Source organism: Streptomyces sp. TSRI0281 (assembly GCF_001905125.1).
Taxonomy (GTDB): domain Bacteria; phylum Actinomycetota; class Actinomycetes; order Streptomycetales; family Streptomycetaceae; genus Streptomyces.
In genome coordinates this window covers 661,102-683,910 of the sequence record NZ_LWLE01000001.1, presented here as the reverse complement: position 1 = coordinate 683,910, position 22,809 = coordinate 661,102, and the positions used below count along the sequence as shown (strand labels likewise).

Here is a 22,809-nt window from a genome sequence, read left to right as displayed (position 1 = left end):
TATGCGACGTGCGTACAGCGTGGAGACCGTACGGGCCGCCGAGGCGGCACTCATCTCACGGCTGCCGGAGGGCGCCCTGATGCAACGGGCCGCCGCCGGGCTCGCCGTGGCCTGCGGCGATCTGCTCCGGCGCAACGGCCGGGTGTACGGCTCCCGGGTCCTGCTCCTGGTCGGCAGCGGCGACAACGGCGGCGACGCGCTGTACGCGGGGGCCCGGCTGGCCGGGCGGGGCGCGGGCGTACGGGCCCTGCTGACCTCGCCGGACAAGGTCCACGCGGGCGGACTCGCCGCGCTGGAGGCGGCCGGCGGCCGGGTGCTCGACAGCCCGGACGGACTCGGCGCCGTCGACCTCGTCGTGGACGGCATCACCGGGATCGGCGGGCGCGGCGGGCTGCGCCCGGAGGCCGCCGCGCTGGTGCGGGCGGTGACCGGGTCACGGGCCCCGGTCCTCGCGGTGGACCTGCCCAGCGGGGTGGAGGCCGACAGCGGGGAGATCCACGGGACGGCCGTGCGGGCGGACGCGACGGTCACCTTCGGCACGTACAAACCGGGGCTGCTCATCGACCCGGCCGCCGAACGGGCGGGCGCCCTGCGGCTCGTGGACATCGGCCTGGGGCCCGACCTGCCCGAACCGCCGGACCTGGAGGCGCTGCAGTACGCGGACGTCGCGGCCCTGCTGCCGGTTCCGGGGGCCGAGAGCGACAAGTACCGGCGCGGGGTCGTCGGTGTCGTCGCCGGTTCGGAGCGCTACCCGGGCGCGGCGGTGCTCGCGGTCGCGGGTGCGCTGCGCGGCGGTGCCGGGGCGGTGCGGTATGTCGGACCGGGCGGCGACGCGGTGATCTCCCGCTTCCCGGAGGCGCTGGTGCACGCCGGGCCGCCGTCGAAGGCCGGGCGGGTGCAGGCCTGGGTGGTGGGGCCGGGGCTCGGGGACGGTACGGCGGCCGGGGCGGCGGTCGCCGACGTGCTGGCCTCGGACGTCCCGGTGCTCGTCGACGCGGACGGGCTGCGGCTGATGGAGGCCGACGCCGTCCGTACGCGCGGCGCGGCCACCGTGCTCACCCCGCACGCCGGGGAGGCCGCCGCACTGCTCGGCGTACCCCGCGAGGAGGTCGAGGCGGGCCGGCTCGCCGCCGTACGGGAGCTGGCCGCCCGCTACCGCGCCACCGTGCTGCTCAAGGGATCGACCACCCTGGTCGCCGAGGCCCGTGACACACCCGTACGGGTCAACCCGACCGGTACCTCCTGGCTCGCCACCGCGGGCAGCGGCGATGTGCTCTCCGGGCTGACCGGGTCCCTGCTCGCCGCCGGGCTCGCCCCGCGCGACGCCGCGTCGGTGGGCGCGTATCTGCACGGCCTCGCGGCCCGGCACGGCTCGGACGGGGCGCCGGTCGCCGCGCAGGACGTCGCCGACCGGATTCCGGCCGCCTGGCGAGACGTGCGGGCGGGATGAGACGTGCGGGCCGGGTGGGACGTGGTGGCCGGGCGAGACGTGTGGGCCGGGTGAGACGTGCAGGGCCGGTGTGTCGTGCGGGCCGGGTGGGAGATGCGGGTCGGGTGAGACCGCTCCAGGGTGGGGGGAGCGGGGGCGTACGGAGAGGCGGTCGGTGCGGTGAGCGGTTCGGCGGATGCGGATTCCGTACGGGTACGCAGGGTCTACGACCCGCCCGGGGACGGTGACGGCACCAGGGTCCTGGTCGACCGGCTCTGGCCGCGGGGCGTGTCCAAGGAGCGGGCCGCGATCGATCTGTGGCTGAAGGACATCACCCCGTCGGACGAGCTGCGGTCCTGGTACCACCAGGACCGGTCCGGCGCCCGGTACGACGACTTCGTCGACCGCTACCGCACCGAGCTGGGCGACCCGGCCCACACGGAGGCCGTCGACCGGCTGATCGCCCTGGTGCGCGCGGGCGGACCGGTGACGCTGGTCACTGCCGTGAAGGACGTACCCGCCAGCCATGTCCCGGTCCTGGTCGACCAGCTGGAGCACGCTCTGAAGCACCACTGACACCCTGACAGGGGCCTGCCGCGGCCCCGGCGGTGCCAGTCCCCGCCCGCCGCCGGTGCCGGGACTCGAACGGGCGACCGGGAGACGGTTGACCGGGCGGGCGGACGGGCAGTGACGGGATGCCGCCGTACGCCTCTGAGAGACTGGGCGCGATGAACGAGACAGCGCCCCTGAGAGCCCGTGCCGAGATCGACCTCGCCGCCCTGCGCGCCAACGTGCGCGTCCTGCGCGCGCGGGCGGGCGGAGCGCACCTCATGGCCGTGGTGAAATCCGACGCCTACGGGCACGGTGCGGTGCCCTGCGCGAAGGCCGCCCTGGAGGCGGGCGCGACCTGGCTGGGCACCGCGACCCCGCACGAGGCGCTGGCCCTGCGGGCCGCCGGGCTCGGCGGCCGGATCATGTGCTGGCTGTGGACACCGGGCGGCCCCTGGCGCGAGGCGATCGAGGCCGGCATCGACGTGTCGGTCAGCGGCATGTGGGCGCTGCGCGAGGTCGTCGCCGCGGCCACCGCGGCCGGCCGCCCGGCCCGTATCCAGCTCAAGGCCGACACCGGCCTCGGACGCAACGGCTGCCAGCCCGCCGACTGGCCCGAACTGGTCGCCGAAGCGCTCGCCGCCGAGACGGCGGGCCTGGTCGGGATCACCGGACTCTGGTCCCACTTCGCCTGCGCCGACGAGCCGGGCCACCCCTCGATCGCCGCCCAGCTCGGCGTGTTCCGCGACATGGTCGCGTACGCGGAGAAGGCGGGCGTCGAGCCCGAGGTGCGGCACATGGCCAACTCCCCGGCCACCCTGACCCTCCCCGAGGCACGCTTCGACCTCGTCCGGACCGGGATCGCGATGTACGGCATCTCGCCCAGCCCCGAGCTGGGCACGTCCGCCGACTTCGGACTGCGCCCCGTGATGACCCTCGCCGCGTCCGTCGCCCTGGTCAAGGAGGTCCCGGCCGGTCACGGCATCAGCTACGGGCACCTCTACACGACCTCCGCCGAGACCACCCTCGGCCTGATCCCCGTCGGCTACGCGGACGGCATCCCGCGCCACGCCTCGGGCCGCGGCCCGGTCCTCGTCGACGGCAAGGTGCGCACGATCGCGGGCCGCGTGGCCATGGACCAGTTCGTCGTCGACCTCGACGGCGACCGGCCCGGGACCGGTGCGGACGCCGTGCTGTTCGGGCCGGGGGACCGGGGCGAGCCGACCGCCGAGGACTGGGCGGTGGCCGCCGACACGATCGCGTACGAGATCGTCACCCGGATCGGGGCCCGGGTACCCCGCGTGTATGTGAACGAGCAGGACGAGCCGCACGAGATCCCGACCGACAACGACTAGGAGCGCGGCACGGTGAGCGAGAGCAGCGCGGGGGACGTGGCGGCGGCGACAGCGGCCGCGGCGGCAGGCTGGCGCCGGGCAGGTGTCGCGGGGGCCGCGATAGGAGTGCTCGCCGCGGGTGCGGCGGCCGGGGTCGCGGTCGAGCGGCTCACCGTGGGGCGCGGCATGCGCAAGAGGGCCCGGCTGGCGCTGGACGCCACCGGCCCCTACGGCTCGCTGCGCGGTATGCCGGGACGGGCCCTCGCGGACGACGGGACCGAGCTGTACTACGAGGTCGACGAGATCGAGCCGCCCACCGTGGAGGCCGGGGCGGGCGGGAGCGGCACCGGTTCGCGGCGGCGACGGCTCTTCGGACGCAAGGCACCCGGCCCGGTCACCGTCGTCTTCAGCCACGGCTACTGCCTCAGCCAGGACTCCTGGCACTTCCAGCGGGCGGCGCTGCGCGGTCTGGTGCGCACGGTCCACTGGGACCAGCGCAGCCACGGCCGCTCCGAGCGCGGCCGGGCCCAGGCCGACGGCGTACCGGTCGGCATCGACCAGCTCGGCCGCGACCTGAAGGCGGTCATCGACGCGGCGGCCCCCGAGGGGCGGCTGGTCCTGGTCGGCCACTCGATGGGCGGCATGACGATGATGGCGCTCGCCGACCAGTACCCGGCCCTGATCCGCGACCGGGTGGCCGCCGTCGGGTTCATCGGCACGTCGAGCGGGAAGCTCGGCGAGGTGAGCTTCGGGCTGCCGGTGGCGGGCGTGAACGCGGTGCGCCGGGTGCTGCCCGGGGTGCTGAAGGCGCTCGGTTCGCAGACGGAGCTGGTGGAGCGGGGGCGGCGGGCCACGGCCGACCTCTTCGCGGGGCTGATCAAGCGGTACTCGTTCGGGTCGCGGGACGTGGACCCGGCGGTGGCGCGGTTCGCCGAGCGGCTGATCGAGTCCACCCCGATCGACGTGGTCGCGGAGTTCTATCCCGCCTTCACCGAACACGACAAGAGCGGGGCGCTGCCCGCGTTCCGCGAGGTCCCGGTGCTGATCCTGGCGGGCGACAAGGACCTGGTGACGCCCAGCTCGCACAGCGAGGCCATCGCGGACGTGCTGCCGGACGCCGAGCTGGTGATCGTGCCGGACGCGGGGCACCTGGTGATGCTGGAGCACCCGGAGACCGTCACCGACCGGCTCGCGGACCTGCTGGTGCGGATCGGTGCGGTGCCCGCGGCGACTAACGTGGGCGAGCATGGAAGCACCGCACAACAGCCCGGCCGCTGAGGTCCCCGAGGGCGCCGAGTCCCGCACCGCGCACGTGGAAGCCCGTACCGCGGACGTGGAAGCCCGCACCGCGGACGTGGAGTCCCGTACCGCGGACGTGGAAGCCGTCACCGTCACCGTACGGATGACCGTCGAGTCCCCCGAAGAGATGCGGGAGCTGGGCCGCCGGCTCGCCCGCGTGCTGGCCCCCGGCGACCTGGTGATGCTCACCGGCGAACTGGGCGCCGGAAAGACGACGCTGACCCGGGGCCTCGGTGAGGGGCTCGGAGTGCGCGGCGCCGTCACGTCCCCCACCTTCGTGATCGCCCGGGTCCACCCGCCGCTGGGCGACGGCCCCGCACTGGTCCATGTCGACGCGTACCGCCTGGGCGGCGGGCTCGACGAGATGGAGGACCTCGACCTCGATGTGTCCCTGCCGGATTCGGTGGTGGTCGTGGAGTGGGGCGACGGCAAGGTCGAGGAGCTGTCGGACGACCGGCTCCAGGTGCTCATCGGCCGGGCGGTCGGCGACACGGACGACGAGCGCCGCGAGGTGACGCTGGTGGGGATCGGGGCGCGCTGGGCGGGGCTGCGGGCGGAGTTGGCGTAGGACGGCCGGTGGGCCGGTGTTCCGAGGGGACTCTTTCCGACAAGCCGTCGGTAAATTGTTGCGCGGGGGACGGTGGGCGTGGTCACATGGAGAGGAGACCTGGTTAGGTCTACCTAACCACGCCCTCCAGCGGAGCCCAGGAGGCATCCATGCCGACGCCCGAGCGTGAAGAGCGGCCGCAGTCGTCCCCGTCACCGTCGACAACGACGCCGTCCGCCCTGTCGATGAAGGATCTGCTGGCCTCGTGCGCGGCGGCGACCGCCGTGTCCACGCCGCCGTGCGCGCAGGACGAGCCGGACGAGGGTGCGCCGGACACGGCGCCGGTCCGGCGCGAAGCCGCGTAGCGCCGTAGGCGCTGCCGCTCACGCTGCCGTTACGGGACGACGAGCGCTCCCGTTACGGGACGACGACGACCTTCGCGCCGACCGTCGCGAACGTCCACAGCGCGTTGCCGTCCGCGCGCTTCATGCGTACGCCGCCGGTCTTCGTGGTCGGGTCCGGGCTCTCCATCGTGCCGTCCTGCGCCGCGCTGAAGCCCACGGACACGTCGCCGACGTTCGCGAACCGCACCACGTGCTCGATCAGCACGCCGTCCGAGCCCTGGATGCTGCCGGAGCGCGAGGTGACCCCGTAGGTCCCGGGGAGCGGGCTGACGGTGCTCGGCATCACGGTGAACGTCCGGCCGGCCTTCTCACCGGCGTCCACCAGCCACACCCGGCGGTCCTTCAGCGCGTACACGACGCGCGCCCCGGTGCCGGAGTCGGCCGGGATCACGAGCGGGTCGCTCTTCGGGGCCTTGGGCTTCGCGGAGGGGTGGACCGAGGCGGAGGAGGAAGCCTTCGGGGTGACGGCGGCCACCGAATCCGGTGCGTTCGCCGATGCCTGGTAGGCGAGGAAGCCGACCGCGACGACAGCCGCCGCAGTGAGCCCGGCCACGATTCCCGAGCTTCCCCTTGCCACCGTGAGCTCCCCTTTCGGATGCGGACTGCCGCATGTCATACAAGCGTTTACGTCGTACCCGTGTATCCCCGGTGACGGTAGCAGCCGGGGCGGGGCAGTTCGGGACGACGTACGGGCGACGTGCCTCCGTCGGCGGAGCCGTAGGCTGTTTGCGTGCTCTTGCTCGCCATGGATACCGCCACCCCCGCCGTCACCGTCGCCCTCCACGACGGGAGATCCGTCGTCGCGGAGTCCGGTCGGGTCGACGCCCGCAGGCACGGGGAGCTGCTGCTGCCCGCCGTCGACCGGGTCCTCGCCGAGGCCGGGGTGAAACTCGACGCCGTGACCGGTGTGGTCGTCGGCGTGGGCCCCGGCCCGTACACCGGGCTGCGGGTCGGCCTCGTCACCGCCGCGACCTTCGGCTCCGCCCTGTCCGTACCGGTGTACGGACTGTGCACGCTGGACGGACTCGCGTACGCCGCCGGGCTCGCCGGTCTGGAGGGTCCGTTCGCCGTGGCGACGGACGCGCGCCGCAAGGAGGTCTACTGGGCGCGGTACGAGGACGGACGTACCCGAATCGGTGAACCCGCCGTCGACCGGCCCGCCGACATCGCCGACCGGCTGGCGGGCCTTCCCGTGGTCGGGGCGGGCGCGCTGCTGTACCCGGACGCGTTCGGTGACGCCCGTGGACCCGAGCACGTGGCGGCCGGGGCGCTGGCCGCGCTCGCCGCCGAGCGGCTGGCCGCCGGGGCCGAGCTGCTGCCGCCGCAGCCGCTCTATCTCCGCAGGCCCGACGCGCAGGTCCCGAAGAACTACAAGGTGGTCACCCCGAAGTGAGGACCGCGACCGCTGTGCTGCGCGAGATGCGCTGGTGGGACATCGATCCGGTGCTGGAGCTGGAGCACGAGCTGTTCCCGGAGGACGCCTGGTCGGCCGGGATGTTCTGGTCCGAGCTGGCGCACTCCCGCGGCCCGGGGGCCACCCGCCGCTATGTCGTCGCCGAGGACCCGGGCGACGGGCGGATCGTCGGCTACGCCGGTCTCGCGGCCCTCGGTGAGCTGGCCGACGTCCAGACGATCGGAGTGACGCCCGCGTACACGGGTGCCGGTCTCGGCTCCGAACTCCTCACCGACCTGCTGAAGCACGCCACCGCCTTCGAGTGCGCCACGGTGCTCCTCGAAGTCCGCGTCGACAACACCCGGGCGCAGAAGCTGTACGAGCGCTTCGGCTTCGAGCCGATCGGCTTCCGGCGCGGTTACTACCAGCCGGGCAACGTCGACGCGCTCGTCATGCGCCTCCACGTACAGGAACACGAGCACGGACAAGCAGACGAGCCTGTGCACGTACATGAGCACGTACAAGAAACTGAGACGGACTGATGGCTGACGAACCGCTCGTACTCGGTATCGAGACCTCCTGCGACGAGACCGGCGTCGGCGTCGTGCGCGGTACGACGCTGCTCGCGGACGCCGTCGCGTCCAGCGTCGACACGCACGCCCGCTTCGGCGGGGTCGTCCCGGAGATCGCCTCCCGCGCCCATCTGGAGGCGATGGTTCCCACCATCGAGCGCGCCCTGAAGGAAGCCGGGGTCGCCCCCCGCGACCTGGACGGCATCGCGGTCACGGCCGGTCCCGGGCTCGCCGGGGCGCTGCTCGTCGGCGTCTCGGCGGCGAAGGCGTACGCGTACGCCCTGAACAAGCCGCTCTACGGGGTCAACCACCTCGCCTCGCACATCTGCGTCGACCAGCTGGAGCACGGCCCGCTGCCCGAGCCGACCATGGCGCTGCTGGTCAGCGGCGGGCACTCCTCGCTGCTGCTGGCCCCGGACATCACGAACGACGTACGGCCGCTGGGCGCGACCATCGACGACGCGGCGGGCGAGGCGTTCGACAAGATCGCCCGGGTGCTGCACCTCGGCTTCCCCGGCGGCCCGGTCATCGACCGGCTCGCGAGGGAGGGCGACCCGAAGGCGATCGCGTTCCCGCGCGGGCTGAGCGGTTCGCGCGACCCGGCGTACGACTTCTCCTTCTCCGGCCTCAAGACCTCCGTCGCGCGCTGGATCGAGGCGAAGCGGGCGGCGGGCGAGGAGGTGCCGGTACGGGATGTGGCGGCGTCCTTCCAGGAGGCCGTGGTGGATGTGCTCACCCGCAAGGCCGTCCGGGCCTGCAAGGACGAGGGCGTCGACCACCTGATGATCGGGGGCGGGGTCGCGGCCAACTCGCGGCTGCGGGCGCTGGCCGAGGAGCGGTGCGAGCGGGCCGGGATCAGGCTGCGGGTGCCGCGGCCGGGGCTCTGCACGGACAACGGGGCGATGGTCGCCGCGCTCGGCGCGGAGATGGTGGCCCGCAACCGGCCCGCCTCGGACCTGGAGCTGTCGGCGGACTCCTCGCTTCCGGTGACCGAACCGCATGTGCCGGGCCGCCACGGTCACTCTCATGGCCACGACCACGATCACGTGCACGAGATCAGCAAGGACAACCTGTACTCATGAGCGAGCCGACCGTCGCGCTGATGTGGGAGGCCCGTGCCGCCGAGGGCCGGGGCGCCGAGCTGCTGGAGTGGGCGCGGGCCAGGACGGGCGAGCTGGCCCGCGAGCCGCTGCGCAGCGAACTGCTGCGCGCCCCGCAGGGCCGGGTCCTGGTGATCACGTGGTGGGCGGGGGAGTACGGCGACGAACTGCCCGAACTCCCCGAGCCGGACGCCGCACTGATCACCCGGGCGGTGCACCGCTGGCGCTTCGAGTCCCTCGGCTGATCAGTCCGTCGATGATCGCGCCGAGTTCGTCGGCGACGTCGTAGTCGGCGGCGTACTCGCGCCACCGGTCCTTGACCGCGGTGAGCCGCGGCAGCGCGGCCGCGTCCTCGTCGGTGACCATCTCGGGGAAGTACTGGATGCGCGGCGGATGCTCCGCCCGGCGTGCCGCGGCCCTGCGGAAGACCAGGTCGCCGTAGACGTAGCTCCAGATCGTCCGGTAGGCGCGTACCGACCGGGCGGGGGAGAGCCCGCAGGCGAGGGCGGAGTCGAGGATCTCCTCCACCATCCACAGCGCGTTCTTGTCGGTGAGCTCGCCCAGCGCCAGGATGTCCAGCACCCACGGGAGCCGGCCGAGGATGTCGTGCAGGTGCACGGACACGGCGAGCAGCCGCTCACGCGGATCCTCGGGCAGTTCGGGCCGCGGGAAGGAGTCCGCGGTGCCGGACAGGGCGAGCATCAGCAGCTCGTCCTTGTCCTGCACGTAGTGGTAGAGCGCCATCGGCGTACTGCCCAGTTCCTTCGCCACCCGCCGCATGCTCAGGGCCGCCACGCCCTCTTCCTCGACGATGCGGCGCGCGGTGGCGACCATCACCTCGGGGTCCAGCTTGCGCGGCCGGCCCACGGATCGTTTCGCCGCCGCCGGTTTCTTCTCTGTGCCTGCCACCGGGGCATTGTCCCCCGCGCCCTTCGCCACTTCCGCGCCTCCCCGGCCATGTCCGCCGTTCCGCAGCACCGGCGTACGCCGTTCCGTCGTACCCCGCGCCTGTCGGTCCGCCGCACCGTGATTAATTTCTATACGCGTATAGTAATGATTCGAAGGGTGACCGCGAGGGAAGGGTAAATCGTGAACAATCAGGCGAAGCAGGTGCGTTGGCTGCTGGTGGTGGCACTCACCGTGCAGTTCATGGTGTCGTTGGACATGTCCGTGGTGAACGTGGCGCTGCCCGATATCCGCAGCGATCTCGGCTTCGGCCGGGACGGACTCCTGTGGGTGGTGAACGCCTACGCCCTCGCCTTCGGCGGGCTCCTCATGCTCGGCGGCCGTCTCGCCGACCTGATAGGCAGCCGCCGCGTCCTGACGGCGGGGCTGGTGCTCTTCGGCGCGGCGAGTCTGGCGGGTGGTCTCGCGCAGTCGCCGGGTGCGCTGGTCGCGGCGCGGGCGGTGCAGGGGGTCGGCGCGGCGGCGCTCGCCCCGGTGGCCTTCGCCCTGATCACCCTCGCCTTCCCGGCCGGTCCCGCCCGTTCGCGGGCCCTGGGGCTGTGGGGCATGGCGGGCGCGGCGGGCGGTGCCGTCGGGGTGCTGGCGGGCGGGTTGCTCACGGACGCGACGAGCTGGCGCTCCGTGATGCTGGTGAACGTGCCGATCGTCGTCTTCGCGCTCGCCGCGTCGGTGCGTACGGGACTCGCCGCCCGGCCCGTGCGGTCCGGGGCCCGGCTCGATGTGGCGGGGGCGCTGCTGGCCACCGCCGGTACGACGCTGCTGGTCCTCGGGCTCGTACGGACCTCGGACCACCCCTGGGGCTCCGCCACCACTCTGGGCACGCTCGGCGCCGCGGTGCTGCTGCTGGTGACCTTCGTCGCCGTCGAGCTGCGGACCGCGTCGCCCCTGCTGCGTCCCGGTCTGCTGAAGGAGCGGCCGGTGCTGACGGCGAACCTGTTCTGCCTGCTGCTGGCCTCGGGGCAGTTCGCCGCGTTCTACTTCGTCTCGCTCTATCTCCAGCTGGTGCTCGGGTACGGGCCGACGGCGGCCGGTGCCGCGTTCCTGCCGTTCTGTGTGGGCGTCGTCGCGGGCTCGGTGACCGCCGCCCGCACGGTCGCGGCGATCGGCACCCGGCGGCTGCTGGCCACGGGCGCGGCGGTGGCCGCGCTCGGGATGGCCGGGTTCGCCGCGACGGCGACGGCGGACGGCGGCTTCCTCTACTCGATACTCGGCCCGTCCCTGGTGACGAGCGTCGGCGTCGGCCTCTGCTTCGTACCGCTCGGCACGGCCGCCACGACCGGTGTCGTGCCCGGCGAGACGGGCATGGCGTCCGGGCTGCTCAACAGCGCCCGCCAGGTCGGCGGCTCGCTGGGGCTCGCGTTCCTGGTCACCGTCGCCGCCCAGGTGACCGGCGGCGGCTCCGGCCGCACCGAACTGGCCTCGGGGTACTCGTCGGCGTTCTGGGTCTGCGCGGGGCTGCTCGCACTGGCCGCGGTGACGGCGCTGGTGCTGCTCCCGGCGGGTGAGCGGGCGGTGGCTCCGGCCGAGCCGGACGGGGTGACGGGCGTGTCCCGATGAGTCCGGGGGCCGCCACGGGGCTACCTTCCACAGCGTCCGGCGCCTGAGCGCCCGGTGCCCCGATGCGCGGCGCCTCGGCGTCCGGCGCCCCTCCGGACGGCTCTACGAGGAGAAGACCATGCAGAAGATCACGACCTTCCTGTGGTTCGACGACCAGGCCGAACAGGCGGCGAACCACTACGTCTCCGTCTTCGGCGGTGACTCCCGGATCCTGGACGTCACCCACTACACGGCGGCGTCCCCCGGCGAGACCGGATCGGTGATGACCGTGCGGTTCCGGCTCGCCGGCCAGGAGTACGTCGCTCTCAACGGCGGCCCGCAGTTCCCGTTCACCGAGGCGGTCTCGCTCTCGGTCGACTGCGAGGACCAGGCGGAGGTGGACCGCCTGTGGGCCGCGCTCACCGAGGGGGGCGAGGAGAGCATGTGCGGCTGGCTGAAGGACAAGTACGGCCTGTCCTGGCAGATCGTCCCCCGGGCGCTGGCCGAGGTGCTGCGCGACCCGGACCCGGCCAAGGCGGACCGGGCGATGAAGGCCATGCTCGGGATGCGGAAGCTGGACATCCAGGCGCTCCGGGACGCCTGACCGCTGCCCGGCCTCGCTCCCCGGCCGCTGCCTGGCCTCGCTGCCCGGCCTCCCTCCCCGGCCGGGTCCGGCGGTCAGGGGGAGGCCAGCAGGGCCAGCAGCCGGGCGGGCGCGTCCTCCTGGACCGTGTGGCCCGCGCCGTCCACCCAGATCAGCTCGGACCCCGGAATCCGGGCGTGCAGCCGCTCGGCGAACTCGCCGACGAGGAGCCGGTCCTCGCGCCCCCAGATGATCCGGGTCGGCACCGACACCTCGCCGAGGAGCGGCTCGAACGCGTCGGACTGCGCCTGCTCCAGATCCCGGTACTGCCGGTAGAACGCCGCCTGGCCGACCGGCCCGCGCCAGGGGGCGAGATAGGCGTCGAGGACGCCGGGCCGGTATCCCGTATGGGTGGCGTAGCGCAGATGACTCGTGACCAGTGCCTCGTGGGCGTAGTCGGGGAGCCGCTCGAAGACGCTCGCGTTCTCGCGGATGAGCTTGAAGAAGCCGGTGCCCCAGTCGCCGCCGCCCACGGCGTCGACGAGCGTGAGGTGCCGGTAGCGGGCGCCCTCCAGCAGCAGCGCCCGCAGCGCGACGGCGCCGCCGATGTCATGGGCCACCACGTCCGGGGCGGACAGCCCCCAGTGGCCGAGGAGGGCGGCGAACCGACGCCCCTGGGCGGCCAGCCCGACATCCTGGCCCGCCCGCTGCTCCGACTGTCCGTAGCCCAGCAGATCGAAGACGAAGACCTGACGGGTGCGGGCGAGGGCCGGGGCGATATCGCGCCAGATGTACGAGGAGAACGGGGAGCCGTGCAGCAGCACGACGGGATCACCCCGCCCGAACGAGTCCCACCGGATGGCTCCGTCGGGCGTCTCGAAGGTCTTGCCGAGAGTCCAGGTCATGGGGTGCCTCCTGCTTCGGGGATGCTCGACCGCTTCAGCGAAGTTACCAGAAGAAGCGTTTAACAGGTAACGATCGGAGGGGGTGGGAGTGGCCCGCCGGTAGTGTCTGGGTCATGTCACGCCGTTCACCGCTGCCGCCATCCCCGCCGCCCGTGGAGATCCGCTCCTGGCCCGACCGTGAAGCGCTGCTCGCCGACCGGGACGTGGTCCTGGGTGAGCTGGTCAGGATGCATGTGGGGCCGGGGCGGCTCGGGTTGCTGTGGATGTGGGCGGCGCTCGCCGCGCTCGGCTGGTCCCTCGTGGGGACCGGGCTCATCATGTTCGAGCAGACGTACGACGTGATCAGCGCCATCGGCGCCCTGGTCAGCCTCGTCATCGGCGTCGCACTCCTGGTGCCGTCCGCCGTCTTCGTCCCGCTGGGCCTGTCCCGGGACCGGAAGGTCCGTCAACTGCTCCTGGAATGGGGCATGCTGGACCGCGACCCGGCCCGCGACCTGCGGCTGCGCAGGCCCGGGGCCGGCCTCGCCTGGCTGCTGACGTCCTTCGCGCTGTGCGCGGTCGGCCTGTTCGCGTGTACGGCCGGACCGGCGGACGCCACGGCCGGTGACCCGTACGGCCTGGTGGTCCTCCTCATGGGCGTCGGCCTCATCGCCTGGGTGACCGGTCTGATCGGCATCACCAAGGCGGTCTCCCACCGCCGTTGGGTGATGCGGGTCCTGATCGGAGCCGTATCCCGGCCGCAGGTGCCGGCGGGCGACGGGCCGCTCCGCTGACACCTCACCGGCTCATCGGCCCACGGGGTGGCCGATCAGCATCGTCGGGGCACCGGCCACCCGGGTCAGGAACACGGTGGCCGAGTGCGGCCCCCGAAGCTTCATGCGGCGGCGCAGTTCCTCCGGTTCGACCGCCGAGCCGCGCTTCTTGACGGTCAGTACGCCGACCTCCCGCTCCCGCAGCAGGGCCTTCAGCTTCTTCATGCCGAACGGGAGCCGGTCGGTGATCTCGTACGCGGTCGTGTAGGGCGACTCGTACGGTGTCTCGCTCGTGACGTACGCGATCGTCTCGTCGATCAGCCATCCACCGCACCGCTCCACGATGTCGGCGACCAGATGGGCGCGGATGACGGCGCCGTCCGGCTCGTACAGATAGCGGGCGACGGGGCCGACGGGCGGGGCGGGGAGCGGGGCGGGGGCGACCAGCGTCGCCGCCGAGGGCAGGAGCGTCGCCCGGAACGAGCCGGGCGCGAAGCCCTCGCCGAACCAGAGCACCGCCTCCTTGACGTCGCCGCCGTCCGAGATCCACTCCGCCTCCGCCCGCGGTCCGATCGCCTCGTGCGGGACGCCGGGGGCGATCTTCAGCGCCGCCCTGGGGGCCTTCAGCGCGGCGGCGGTCGCCCAGGACAGCGGCGGTGAGTACGCCTCCGGATCGAAGATCCGGCCCCGCCCGCCGCGCCGCGCCGGGTCGACGAAGACCGCGTCGTACGGGGAGGTGTCGATCTCCGTGACATCGGCGCACCGCACCTCGATCAGGTCCGTCAGACCGAGCGCCGCGGCGTTGGCGCGGGCGACCTCGGCGGTCAGCGGGTCGCGGTCCACGGCGAGCACGCGGATTCCGGCGCGGGCCAGGGCGATCGCGTCGCCGCCGATCCCGCAGCACAGGTCCGCGACGCTCCGTACGCCGCCGAGCCGCGCGAACCGTTCGGCGCGGTACGTGGCGACCGACGTACGGGTGGCCTGCTCCACGCCGTTCGGTGTGAAGAACATCCGGTGCGCGTCCTCGGCGCCGAACTTCGCCACCGCCCGCTGCCGCAGCCGCGCCTGCCCCAGCGCCGCCGACACCAGATCCGCCGGGTGCGAACGGCGCAGCCGGGTCGCGGTGGCCAGCTCCCGCGCGGGGTCGTGGTCCCGCAGCCCGGCCAGCAGCTCGGCGCCCTCGGGCGTGCGCAGGGCGGCGAAGGCGGCGAGCGGGTCCGTGGGGCCGGCGGGACCGGTGGGGGTAGTTGCGTTCACCCGGCCCATTGTGAGCCAGGCCGGCTGTGAGCCAGCCGGGGGACCGGGCGAGTCCGGTGGCGGTGTCGGGGCGGGGGCCCGGTGACGGGCTGGCAGGATGCGGCGCCATGCAGCCAGTACGACAAAAAGAAAAATTGACCATGAAGAGGCGCAGACCGGGTCACATGGTTCTGGCGGCCCTGCTGGTCGCCGCCGTCGGCTCCGGATGCGCCGCCGGATCGGACGGCGGTGGCGCGGGCACCCCCGGCGGGTCGGCCGAGCCCACCGCCGGACAGCGGGGCGGGCCGGCCGCCGGACAGCCGGGCGGCCCGGCCCGGCAGGCCGGACCCGCCCGCGCCCTGGACACGTACGCCCAGGAGCTCAAGCGCAAACAGGCGGCCCGGGTCGTCGCCGCGAAGAAGTGGGGGCTGGCCGCAGTGCCGCTGCCCGCCCCCGCGCCCCCCGCCGTGAAACCGCGCATCACCTCCCGCGAGGGCTTCGAGGTCGCGGACGGGGACGCGCTGCCGCCCGTCTTCACCACCGTGCCCACCAAGGAGCGGATCGTCTTCCTCACCATGGACGACGGGGCGGAGAAGGACCCCGAGCTGCTGCGGATGATGACCGAACTCGACATCCCCTACAGCGCCTTCCTCAGCGACTACGTGATCAACGACGACTACGACTACTTCGCGAAGATGCAGAAGCTCGGAGTCACCCTCAACAACCACACGCTCAACCACCGCTATCTGCCCGGACTCTCCCGCGAGGAACAGCGGACGGAGATCTGCGACCAGCAGGCGAAGATCCAGAAGCGCTACGGGAAGCGGCCCACCCTCTTCAGGCCGCCGTACGGCAACTACAACCGCGACACCCTGGTCGTCGCGAAGTCCTGCGGGGTCACCGCCGTACCCCTGTGGTCCGCCGAGGCATTCCCCGACCACATGGAGTGGCGCGAGTGGGACCGGGACCTGCACCCCGGCGACATCGTCCTGACCCACTTCCGGGGACGCGAGGACTGGAAGGGCTCCATGGCGGACATGATCCGCCGGGTCATGAAGACGATCACCGACAAGGGGTACGCGGTGGCCAGGCTGGAGGACTACGTATGAGCCGCGCGCACCGGCTGCTGGCCGCACTGCTGACGGCCGGTGCGCTGTTCACCGTCACCGCGGGCTGCGCGCAGTCGGTGGACCCCATCGAACGGCTGGGGCGCAAGGCGGCCCAGAAGGTCGGTCCGCGGTCGCCGTCGCCCAAGGCCACCGTGCTCAAGGGCAGTCGTGGCGCGTGCGGCAGGCGCCCCCTTTCGCTCCGGCTCGCCGCACGGCGCGAGGGTGGTGAATTGGCACTCCGCTTGACCGAGTGCTAATCGCGGTCATAGTCTCGGGTCTGGCACTCCCCCCTGGAGAGTGCCAGCACCACTGTGCGACAGGGCAGGTCCGGCACCCGCGACGACGGATCCACCTGGTCGCCGACCAAAGACTGTTAAACCCCGTGAGATCTCCGAAGGGGGAGACCGGATCGTGTCGACCACCAGCTCCAAGGTTGCGATCAAGCCGCTTGAGGACCGCATTGTGGTCCAGCCGCTCGACGCCGAGCAGACCACGGCTTCCGGCCTGGTCATTCCGGACACTGCCAAGGAGAAGCCCCAGGAGGGCGTCGTCCTGGCCGTGGGCCCGGGCCGCTTCGAGAACGGCGAGCGTCTTCCGCTCGACGTCAAGACCGGCGATGTCGTTCTGTACAGCAAGTACGGCGGCACCGAGGTGAAGTACAACGGCGAGGAGTACCTCGTCCTCTCGGCGCGCGACGTCCTCGCGATCGTCGAGAAGTAATTCACCCACGTTTGCTTCTGTTCTGCGCCCCTGGTCCCCTGCGAAATAACTAGCCGGGCGGCGAGGGGCGCAGTTCGTTCGAGAGGGAAAGATTCAGCCCATGGCGAAGATTCTGAAGTTCGACGAGGACGCCCGTCGCGCCCTTGAGCGCGGCGTCAACAAGCTTGCCGACACGGTCAAGGTGACGATCGGCCCCAAGGGCCGCAACGTCGTCATCGACAAGAAGTTCGGCGCTCCCACCATCACCAACGACGGTGTCACCATCGCGCGCGAGGTCGAGCTCGACGACCCGTACGAGAACCTCGGTGCCCAGCTCGTGAAGGAGGTGGCGACCAAGACCAACGACGTAGCGGGTGACGGCACCACCACCGCCACCGTGCTGGCCCAGGCGCTCGTCCGCGAGGGCCTGCGCAACGTCGCCGCGGGCGCGTCCCCGGCCTCCCTGAAGAAGGGCATCGACGCCGCGGTCAAGGCCGTGTCCGAGGAGCTCCTCGCGACCGCCCGCCCGATCGACGACAAGTCCGACATCGCCGCCGTGGCCGCGCTCTCCGCGCAGGACACCCAGGTCGGCGAGCTCATCGCGGACGCGATGGACAAGGTCGGCAAGGACGGTGTCATCACCGTCGAGGAGTCCAACACCTTCGGTCTGGACCTTGAGTTCACCGAGGGCATGGCCTTCGACAAGGGCTACCTGTCCCCGTACATGGTGACCGACCAGGAGCGTATGGAGGCCGTCCTCGACGACCCGTACATCCTGATCCACCAGGGCAAGATCGGCTCCATCCAGGAGCTGCTCCCGCTGCTGGAGAAGGTCATCCAGGCCGGCGCCTCCAAGCCGCTCCTGATCATCGCCGAGGACGTCGAGGGCGAGGCGCTCTCCACCCTCGTCGTCAACAAGATCCGTGGCACCTTCAACGCCGTCGCGGTGAAGGCCCCGGGCTTCGGTGACCGCCGCAAGGCCATGCTCGGCGACATCGCCACCCTCACCGGTGCGACCGTCATCGCCGAAGAGGTCGGCCTCAAGCTCGACGGCGCCGGTCTCGACGTGCTGGGCACCGCCCGCCGCGTCACCGTCTCCAAGGACGACACGACCATCGTCGACGGCGGCGGCAACTCCGACGACGTCAAGGGCCGCGTCAACCAGATCAAGGCCGAGATCGAGTCCACGGACTCCGACTGGGACCGCGAGAAGCTCCAGGAGCGCCTCGCGAAGCTGGCCGGCGGCGTGTGCGTGATCCGTGTCGGTGCCGCCACCGAGGTGGAGCTCAAGGAGAAGAAGCACCGTCTGGAGGACGCCATCTCCGCGACCCGCGCCGCGGTCGAGGAGGGCATCGTCTCCGGTGGTGGCTCCGCTCTGGTCCACGCCGTCAAGGTCCTTGAGGGCAACCTCGGCAAGACCGGCGACGAGGCCACCGGTGTCGCGGTCGTGCGCCGCGCCGCCGTCGAGCCGCTGCGCTGGATCGCCGAGAACGCGGGCCTTGAGGGTTACGTCATCACCTCGAAGGTCGCCGAGCTCGACAAGGGCCAGGGCTTCAACGCCGCCACCGGCGAGTACGGCGACCTGGTGAAGGCCGGCGTCATCGACCCGGTCAAGGTCACCCGCTCCGCGCTGGAGAACGCCGCGTCGATCGCGTCGCTGCTGCTCACGACCGAGACCCTGGTCGTCGAGAAGCCGGCCGAGGACGAGTCCGACGCCGGTCACGGCCACGGTCACTCGCACTAGTACGCACCCGGCACGACACCGAGGCCCGGTACCCCCGTCGCGGGGGCACCGGGCCTCGGTGCGTTCCACCCAACCGGGGGGCGCTGCCCCCGGACCCCCGCTCCTCAATCGCCGGAGGGGCTGGGTTTTCGGGGGCGCTGCCTCCGGACCCGCGCTCCTCAATCGCCGGAGGGGCTGGGTTTTCGGGGGCGCTGCCTCCGGACCCGCGCTCCTCAATCGCCGGAGGGGCTGGGTTTTCGGGGGCGCTGCCTCCGGACCCGCGCTCCTCAATCGCCGGAGGGGCTGGGTTTATTGAGGCCGCCCGGAGGGGCTGGGTTCTCGGGGGGCTTGGTTTATTGAGCCCGCCCGGCGATTGAGGGCATCTTTCAGCCTGTCCGGCGTTTGAGGACCGGGGTCCGGGGCGGAGCCCCGAGAGGTCACGCCGAACGGCGAAGCGCCCCCGGCGTCACCGGATCCGCGAACGGCAGCCCCCGGGCAAAGCGTTCCAGCTCGTCCAGCGACTGGTCGGCCATCCGATGCAGCTCATTGCCCAGCGACCCCGCGACGTGCGGAGTCAGCAGAACGTTCGGCAGGTCGTACAACGGGGACCGCGCCGCCGGAAGTTCGGGCTCCGTGACATCCAGCACCGCGTGCAGCCGCCCGCTCACCAGCTCCGGCAGCAGCGCGTCCTCGTCCACCAGCGAACCCCGCGCCGTATTGATCAGCGTCGCCCCGTCCGGCAGCAGCGCCAACTGCTCCGCGCCGATGAGGTGGTGCGTGGCCGGGAGCTGCGGCGCGTGGACGGAGAGGACCGAGCTGTCCGCGCACACCTGCGCCAGCGACGCGGACCGGACCCCCAGCGAGGCCGCCTCCTCGGCACCGACGTACGGGTCGTAGAGAGCCACGTCCAGGTCGAACGGCCGCAGCAGTTCGATCACCCGGCGGCCGATGCGGGACGCTCCGACGATGCCGACGGTACGGCGGTAGTTGCCGGTGCCGTCCAGCTCGTGGAGCCAGTCGTGGTCGGTGCGCAGCTCGCGGTAGCGCCGGGCCGAGTACAGGACGCGCTTGTTGGCGAAGAGCACCGCGGCCACCGTGTACTCGGCGACCGGCAGCGCGTTCGCTCCCGCCGCCGAGGTGACGGCGATCCCGCGTTCCCAGCAGGCGTCGGTGATGTGGTGCTTCACCGACCCCGCGGCGTGCACGACGGCGCGCAGCCGCGGGGCGGCGGCCAGCACCTCGGCGGTGAGCGGGGTCGCCCCCCAGCAGGTGAACAGCACCTCGGCCTCGGCGAGCGCGGCGGCCACCTCGGGCGTCGGAGCGGCCAGGTCGTGGCCGACGAGCCGGGGGTCCGTCCGGGTGAGGGCGGCCAGCCGGGTGCGGTGGTGTGCGGCGAGGAGGCGTTCGGCGATGCCGGGAGCCATCGCCAGCAGGGCCTTCGGCCGGTTGTCAGTGGCGTGGGGCATGGTGGGACTCGTACTCCTCAGGGCTCGCGCGGGCGGTCCGACGGTCACTTGACGCTTCCGGCGGTCAGGCCCGCCTTCCAGTGCCGTTGCAGCGAGACGAAGGCGACGATCAGGGGGATGACGGCGAGGAGGGAGCCGGTGACGACGAGCGGGTAGAAGCTCGGCTCGCCGTGGGTGTTGGTGTTCCAGGAGTACAGACCGAGGCTCAACGGGAAGAGCTTGCGGTCCGACAGCATCACCAGGGGGAGGAAGAAGTTGTTCCAGATCGCGGTGAACTGGAAGAGGAAGACCGTCACGAAGCCCGGCATGACCATGGGCAGACCGATCGACCAGAACGCGCGCAGCTCTCCCGCCCCGTCGATCCGGGCGGCCTCCAGTGCCTCGTTCGGGATGTAGCCGGTGCAGAACACCCGCGCGAGATACACACCGAACGGGTTGACCAGCACCGGGATCAGCACCGACCAGTAGGTGTTGACCAGCCCGATCTCGGACGCCAGGAGATACATCGGCAGGGCCAGCGCGGTGGTGGGCACCAGCACGCCCATCAGGACCAGGCCGAACAGCTTCTCCTTGCCCCGGAATTCGTACTTGTCGAAGGCGTAGCCCGCGGCGACACAGATCAGCGAGCAGACGATCGCGCCGCCACCGGCGTACAGGAGGCTGTTGAGGTACCAGCGGAAGTAGATGCCGTCGCCGTAGGAGGCGAGGTTCGACAGGTTCTCGCCGAGGTTGAAGCCGTCGAAGGAGAAGGCGTTGCCCGCGAGCAGGCCGCCGGTGTCCTTCGTGGCGGCGGTGACCAGCCAGACGAGGGGGAAGAGCATGTAGACGACCGCGAGGAGCAGGAAGCCGTTGACCGCCGTCTTGGACATCCAACGGCTGGGGCGAGTCGATGAGTTCATGCCTTCTTGCCCTTCCGGCCGGTGAAGCGGGTGACGACGAAGGAGAGCAGCGCGGCGGTGAGGGCCAGCAGGATGGAGGCGGCCGCGGCGAGCCCGTAGTCGTTGCGCTCGAAGGCCGCGGTGTACGCGTACATGTTCGGCGTCCAGGTGGAGGAGACGGCGGAGCCCGTTCCCTTGTTGAGGATCAGCGGTTCGGTGAACAGCTGGAGCGAGCCGATGATCGTGAACAGCGCGACCATCGCCACGGAGGCGCGGATCAGCGGGACCTTGATGGACAGGGCGATCCGCCAGGCACCCGCACCGTCGACCGTGGCCGCTTCGAGTACGGACCGGTCGATGGCCTGGAGCGCGGCGTAGAAGATCACCATGTTGTAGCCGAGCCATTCCCACAGCGCGATGTTCACGATGGAGGGGAGAGCGCCTTCGGGGGAGAAGAAGTCGAAGCCGATCCCCCCGGACTCCATGGCGCTGACGACCGGGCTGAGCTGGGGTGTGTAGAGGTAGACCCAGATCAGCGCGGCGATGATGCCGGGCACGGCGTGCGGCAGGAAGAGCGCGAGCTGGAAGAACCGGCGGGCGCGGGCCAGTGTGGAGTCCAGCAGCAGGGCGAGGGCGAGGGCCCCGATGAGCAGCAGCGGAATGTAGAACAGGCAGTATCCGAGCAGGACGCCGAAGCCCTCGCGGAAGGCCCGGTCGCCCAGCGCCGCCGTGTAGTTGTCGAGGCCGCTGAAGACGGTCTCGGTGCCGCCGAAGCCCAGTCCGGACTGCTTCTCGGTGAACAGGCTGAGCCAGACCGCGTATCCGATCGGCACGAGCATGGCCAAGGTGAACAGTACGAAGAAGGGCCCCAGCAGGACGGCGGCGGCTCTGGTTGTCCGGGCGCGCTTCATCAGCCGGCGTCCTCGACCTTCAGGCCGCGCTTCTTGAGCTCGGCGACGGTGGCGTCATGGCCCGCCCGCACGGCTTCGGCGATCGTCGAACCGCCGCTGGCGACCTTGCCGAACTGGTCCTTGATCACGGTGTTGGACGTGCCGGTCGTCGGGCCCCAGGCCCAGTTCTGGCCGATGGACGTCGCGGCGCCCTCGAACACCTGGTAGATGTCCGTGCCGCCGTAGAAGCTCGCGTCGAACGACTTCTTCGCGACGGGCCGCAGCCCGGCCGCGGCCGGGAAGGCGCTCGACGTGCCGGATTCGATACGGGCCTTGATGCCGTCCTCGGTGGTGGACATCCAGGTCGCGAACTCGACGGCGGCCTTCGCCTTCTTGCTGTTCTTGGACACCGCGAAGGTGGAGCCGCCGAGCATGCCGCTGGCCGGCTTGCCGTCCCAGCTGGGCATCGGGGCGACCGCCCACTTGCCGCTCTGCTCGGGCAGCGTGCCCTTCAGGACGCCCGCGCCCCAGGCGGCGCCGAGGTAGCCGACGGTGCCGCCGTTCTTGAGGGAGTTGGTCCACTCCGGGCTGAAGGAGGCGTTGGCCCGGATCAGGTCGTCGTCGAGCAGTCCCTGCCAGTAGTCGGCGACCTTGGTGGTGGCCGCGTCCTTGGTGGAGACCTTCCAGGTGTCGCCCTCGGCCTTGTACCACTGGGCCCCGGCCTGCCAGGCCATCGCCTGGAAGGTGGTCGGGTCGTCCGGGAAGAAGGTGCCGATGCGGGCCTTCTTGTCGGCCTTCTTGACCTTCTCGGCCGCCTTGCGGAAGTCGTCCCACGTGGTGGGGACCTCGACGCCGTACTTCTTGAACAGGTCCTGGCGGTAGTAGAACGCCTGCGGCGAGGCGTCGAACGGAACGGCCCAGTTCTTGCCGCCCAGCGTGGTCAGCTCCACCGCCTGCGGCAGCAGCTTCTTCTTGACGTCGTCGGTGACGTACGAGCTGATGTCCTGGAGCGCGCCCTGGCTGACGAACTCGGGCAGCTGCGGGTACTCGATGCTGACCAGGTCGGGGGCGTTGCCCGCCTTCACCGCGTTGGAGATCTTGGCGTAGCCGCCCGCGTTGCCGGAGGGGATCTCCTCGTAGACGACCTTGATGTTCTTGTGCGAGGCGTTGAACGCGTCAACGACCTCCTTGGATCCCTTGGTCCAGCCCCAGAAGGTGACGCTGACGGGCTTTCCGTCGCTTCCGGGGGCTGCGGAGTCGTCACCGCTGCCGCCGCAGGCCGTGAGAACGGCGAGGGCGGTGGCGGCGCCGACTATGACATGGGACGTTCTGCTCCGACTGCGGCTCACAGCGTGGCTCCTGAACAGGCGACGACATTGGCGTTGGCCGTGATCCTTGAACCAGCCGTGACCGAAGTCAAGAGCGAAAGATTGATTGAT

General features: G+C 71.8%; 25 protein-coding genes. 17 read left to right on the top strand and 8 right to left on the bottom strand.

Annotated features, from left to right (window positions below; translation table 11 throughout):
* Window position 1 precedes the first annotated feature (1 nt).
* The 6 genes from A6A29_RS03015 to A6A29_RS02990 all read left to right on the top strand — a co-directional run bounded on the left by A6A29_RS03015 (window position 2) and on the right by A6A29_RS02990 (window position 5,523).
* Window positions 2-1,450, top strand: coding sequence for a bifunctional ADP-dependent NAD(P)H-hydrate dehydratase/NAD(P)H-hydrate epimerase (locus tag A6A29_RS03015; RefSeq protein WP_073718326.1), 1,449 nt, complete (start codon window positions 2-4; stop codon window positions 1,448-1,450).
* 159 nt (window positions 1,451-1,609) lie between these two features.
* Window positions 1,610-2,005, top strand: a complete 396-nt coding sequence (locus A6A29_RS03010; protein WP_073718325.1) for a DUF488 domain-containing protein — start codon at window positions 1,610-1,612, stop codon at window positions 2,003-2,005.
* A gap of 152 nt (window positions 2,006-2,157) precedes the next feature.
* Window positions 2,158-3,333 carry an alanine racemase gene (gene alr / locus A6A29_RS03005; protein ID WP_073718324.1) on the top strand — a complete coding sequence of 392 codons (1,176 nt, stop codon included), beginning with the start codon at window positions 2,158-2,160 and terminating at the stop codon, window positions 3,331-3,333.
* A gap of 12 nt (window positions 3,334-3,345) precedes the next feature.
* Window positions 3,346-4,590: an alpha/beta fold hydrolase gene (locus A6A29_RS03000; protein WP_073718323.1), complete on the top strand. Its 1,245-nt coding sequence runs from the start codon at window positions 3,346-3,348 to the stop codon at window positions 4,588-4,590.
* On the top strand, window positions 4,559-5,179 hold the full coding sequence (gene tsaE, locus A6A29_RS02995) for a tRNA (adenosine(37)-N6)-threonylcarbamoyltransferase complex ATPase subunit type 1 TsaE (RefSeq protein WP_198952978.1): 621 nt from the start codon (window positions 4,559-4,561) through the stop codon (window positions 5,177-5,179). The genes A6A29_RS03000 and tsaE overlap by 32 nt, the downstream gene beginning before the upstream one ends.
* Window positions 5,180-5,328: 149 nt before the next feature.
* Window positions 5,329-5,523: a hypothetical protein gene (locus A6A29_RS02990; protein WP_073718322.1), complete on the top strand. Its 195-nt coding sequence runs from the start codon at window positions 5,329-5,331 to the stop codon at window positions 5,521-5,523.
* 52 nt (window positions 5,524-5,575) lie between these two features.
* Here A6A29_RS02990 and A6A29_RS02985 read toward each other — a convergent pair whose 3' ends face one another.
* Window positions 5,576-6,115 carry a hypothetical protein gene (locus tag A6A29_RS02985; RefSeq protein WP_241838345.1) on the bottom strand — a complete coding sequence of 180 codons (540 nt, stop codon included), beginning with the start codon at window positions 6,113-6,115 and terminating at the stop codon, window positions 5,576-5,578.
* Window positions 6,116-6,307: 192 nt separating this feature from the next.
* On the opposite strand from A6A29_RS02985, the gene tsaB reads away from it, so the two are divergent.
* From tsaB to A6A29_RS02965, 4 genes are read left to right on the top strand one after another with little or no spacing between them, the layout of a single operon-like run.
* The gene (tsaB, locus tag A6A29_RS02980; protein ID WP_073718966.1) at window positions 6,308-6,955 is read left to right on the top strand and encodes a tRNA (adenosine(37)-N6)-threonylcarbamoyltransferase complex dimerization subunit type 1 TsaB; all 648 of its coding nucleotides are present in this window, start codon (window positions 6,308-6,310) and stop codon (window positions 6,953-6,955) included.
* Window positions 6,952-7,497, top strand: coding sequence for a ribosomal protein S18-alanine N-acetyltransferase (rimI, locus tag A6A29_RS02975; protein WP_073718320.1), 546 nt, complete (start codon window positions 6,952-6,954; stop codon window positions 7,495-7,497). Before tsaB ends, rimI begins: the two co-directional genes overlap by 4 nt.
* The gene (gene tsaD, locus A6A29_RS02970) at window positions 7,497-8,609 is read left to right on the top strand and encodes a tRNA (adenosine(37)-N6)-threonylcarbamoyltransferase complex transferase subunit TsaD (RefSeq protein WP_073718319.1); all 1,113 of its coding nucleotides are present in this window, start codon (window positions 7,497-7,499) and stop codon (window positions 8,607-8,609) included. The genes rimI and tsaD overlap by 1 nt, the downstream gene beginning before the upstream one ends.
* On the top strand, window positions 8,606-8,872 hold the full coding sequence (locus tag A6A29_RS02965) for a hypothetical protein (protein WP_073718318.1): 267 nt from the start codon (window positions 8,606-8,608) through the stop codon (window positions 8,870-8,872). The genes tsaD and A6A29_RS02965 overlap by 4 nt, the downstream gene beginning before the upstream one ends.
* Here the strand turns inward: A6A29_RS02965 and A6A29_RS02960 are convergent.
* Complete coding sequence (locus A6A29_RS02960) at window positions 8,829-9,536, bottom strand: TetR/AcrR family transcriptional regulator (protein WP_073718967.1); 708 nt, start codon at window positions 9,534-9,536, stop codon at window positions 8,829-8,831. The two genes, A6A29_RS02965 and A6A29_RS02960, sit on opposite strands and share 44 nt — an antisense overlap.
* A gap of 240 nt (window positions 9,537-9,776) precedes the next feature.
* Here A6A29_RS02960 and A6A29_RS02955 point away from each other — a divergent pair, with 240 nt between their 5' ends.
* Both A6A29_RS02955 and A6A29_RS02950 read left to right on the top strand, forming a co-directional pair.
* A complete protein-coding gene (locus A6A29_RS02955; protein ID WP_079182604.1) occupies window positions 9,777-11,150 on the top strand; it encodes an MFS transporter in 1,374 nt (457 codons plus the stop codon).
* 118 nt (window positions 11,151-11,268) lie between these two features.
* Window positions 11,269-11,733 (top strand): VOC family protein, encoded by a 465-nt coding sequence (locus tag A6A29_RS02950; protein ID WP_073718316.1) that lies wholly within the window; start codon window positions 11,269-11,271, stop codon window positions 11,731-11,733.
* A gap of 74 nt (window positions 11,734-11,807) precedes the next feature.
* Here the strand turns inward: A6A29_RS02950 and A6A29_RS02945 are convergent, their stop codons facing one another.
* Complete coding sequence (locus A6A29_RS02945) at window positions 11,808-12,617, bottom strand: alpha/beta fold hydrolase (protein ID WP_073718315.1); 810 nt, start codon at window positions 12,615-12,617, stop codon at window positions 11,808-11,810.
* A 113-nt stretch (window positions 12,618-12,730) separates the two neighbouring features.
* Here A6A29_RS02945 and A6A29_RS02940 point away from each other — a divergent pair, with 113 nt between their 5' ends.
* Window positions 12,731-13,390 carry a hypothetical protein gene (locus A6A29_RS02940; protein WP_073718314.1) on the top strand — a complete coding sequence of 220 codons (660 nt, stop codon included), beginning with the start codon at window positions 12,731-12,733 and terminating at the stop codon, window positions 13,388-13,390.
* Window positions 13,391-13,402: 12 nt separating this feature from the next.
* On the opposite strand, the gene A6A29_RS02935 is transcribed toward A6A29_RS02940, so the two are convergent.
* Window positions 13,403-14,635, bottom strand: coding sequence for a class I SAM-dependent methyltransferase (locus tag A6A29_RS02935; RefSeq protein ID WP_073718313.1), 1,233 nt, complete (start codon window positions 14,633-14,635; stop codon window positions 13,403-13,405).
* Window positions 14,636-14,766: 131 nt separating this feature from the next.
* On the opposite strand from A6A29_RS02935, the gene A6A29_RS02930 reads away from it, so the two are divergent.
* From A6A29_RS02930 to groL, 4 genes are all read left to right on the top strand, one after another.
* Window positions 14,767-15,714, top strand: a complete 948-nt coding sequence (locus A6A29_RS02930) for a polysaccharide deacetylase family protein (RefSeq protein WP_198952977.1) — start codon at window positions 14,767-14,769, stop codon at window positions 15,712-15,714.
* On the top strand, window positions 15,711-15,971 hold the full coding sequence (locus tag A6A29_RS02925; RefSeq protein ID WP_073718311.1) for a hypothetical protein: 261 nt from the start codon (window positions 15,711-15,713) through the stop codon (window positions 15,969-15,971). Before A6A29_RS02930 ends, A6A29_RS02925 begins: the two co-directional genes overlap by 4 nt.
* Window positions 15,972-16,125: 154 nt before the next feature.
* Entirely contained in the window at window positions 16,126-16,434 is a 309-nt protein-coding gene (groES, locus tag A6A29_RS02920; RefSeq protein WP_003966899.1) for a co-chaperone GroES, read from the top strand.
* A 100-nt stretch (window positions 16,435-16,534) separates the two neighbouring features.
* Window positions 16,535-18,157 (top strand): chaperonin GroEL, encoded by a 1,623-nt coding sequence (gene groL / locus A6A29_RS02915; RefSeq protein WP_073718310.1) that lies wholly within the window; start codon window positions 16,535-16,537, stop codon window positions 18,155-18,157.
* 416 nt (window positions 18,158-18,573) lie between these two features.
* Here the strand turns inward: groL and A6A29_RS02910 are convergent, their stop codons facing one another.
* Genes A6A29_RS02910 through A6A29_RS02895 form a run of 4 tightly spaced genes read right to left on the bottom strand, consistent with a single transcriptional unit; the run spans window position 18,574 to window position 22,719 of the window.
* On the bottom strand, window positions 18,574-19,602 hold the full coding sequence (locus tag A6A29_RS02910) for a hydroxyacid dehydrogenase (RefSeq protein ID WP_073718309.1): 1,029 nt from the start codon (window positions 19,600-19,602) through the stop codon (window positions 18,574-18,576).
* Window positions 19,603-19,646: 44 nt separating this feature from the next.
* Window positions 19,647-20,501: a carbohydrate ABC transporter permease gene (locus tag A6A29_RS02905; protein WP_073718308.1), complete on the bottom strand. Its 855-nt coding sequence runs from the start codon at window positions 20,499-20,501 to the stop codon at window positions 19,647-19,649.
* Window positions 20,498-21,391, bottom strand: a complete 894-nt coding sequence (locus tag A6A29_RS02900) for a carbohydrate ABC transporter permease (RefSeq protein WP_073718307.1) — start codon at window positions 21,389-21,391, stop codon at window positions 20,498-20,500. The genes A6A29_RS02905 and A6A29_RS02900 overlap by 4 nt, the downstream gene beginning before the upstream one ends.
* Window positions 21,391-22,719: an ABC transporter substrate-binding protein gene (locus A6A29_RS02895; protein WP_073718306.1), complete on the bottom strand. Its 1,329-nt coding sequence runs from the start codon at window positions 22,717-22,719 to the stop codon at window positions 21,391-21,393. The genes A6A29_RS02900 and A6A29_RS02895 overlap by 1 nt, the downstream gene beginning before the upstream one ends.
* Window positions 22,720-22,809: the final 90 nt, after the last annotated feature.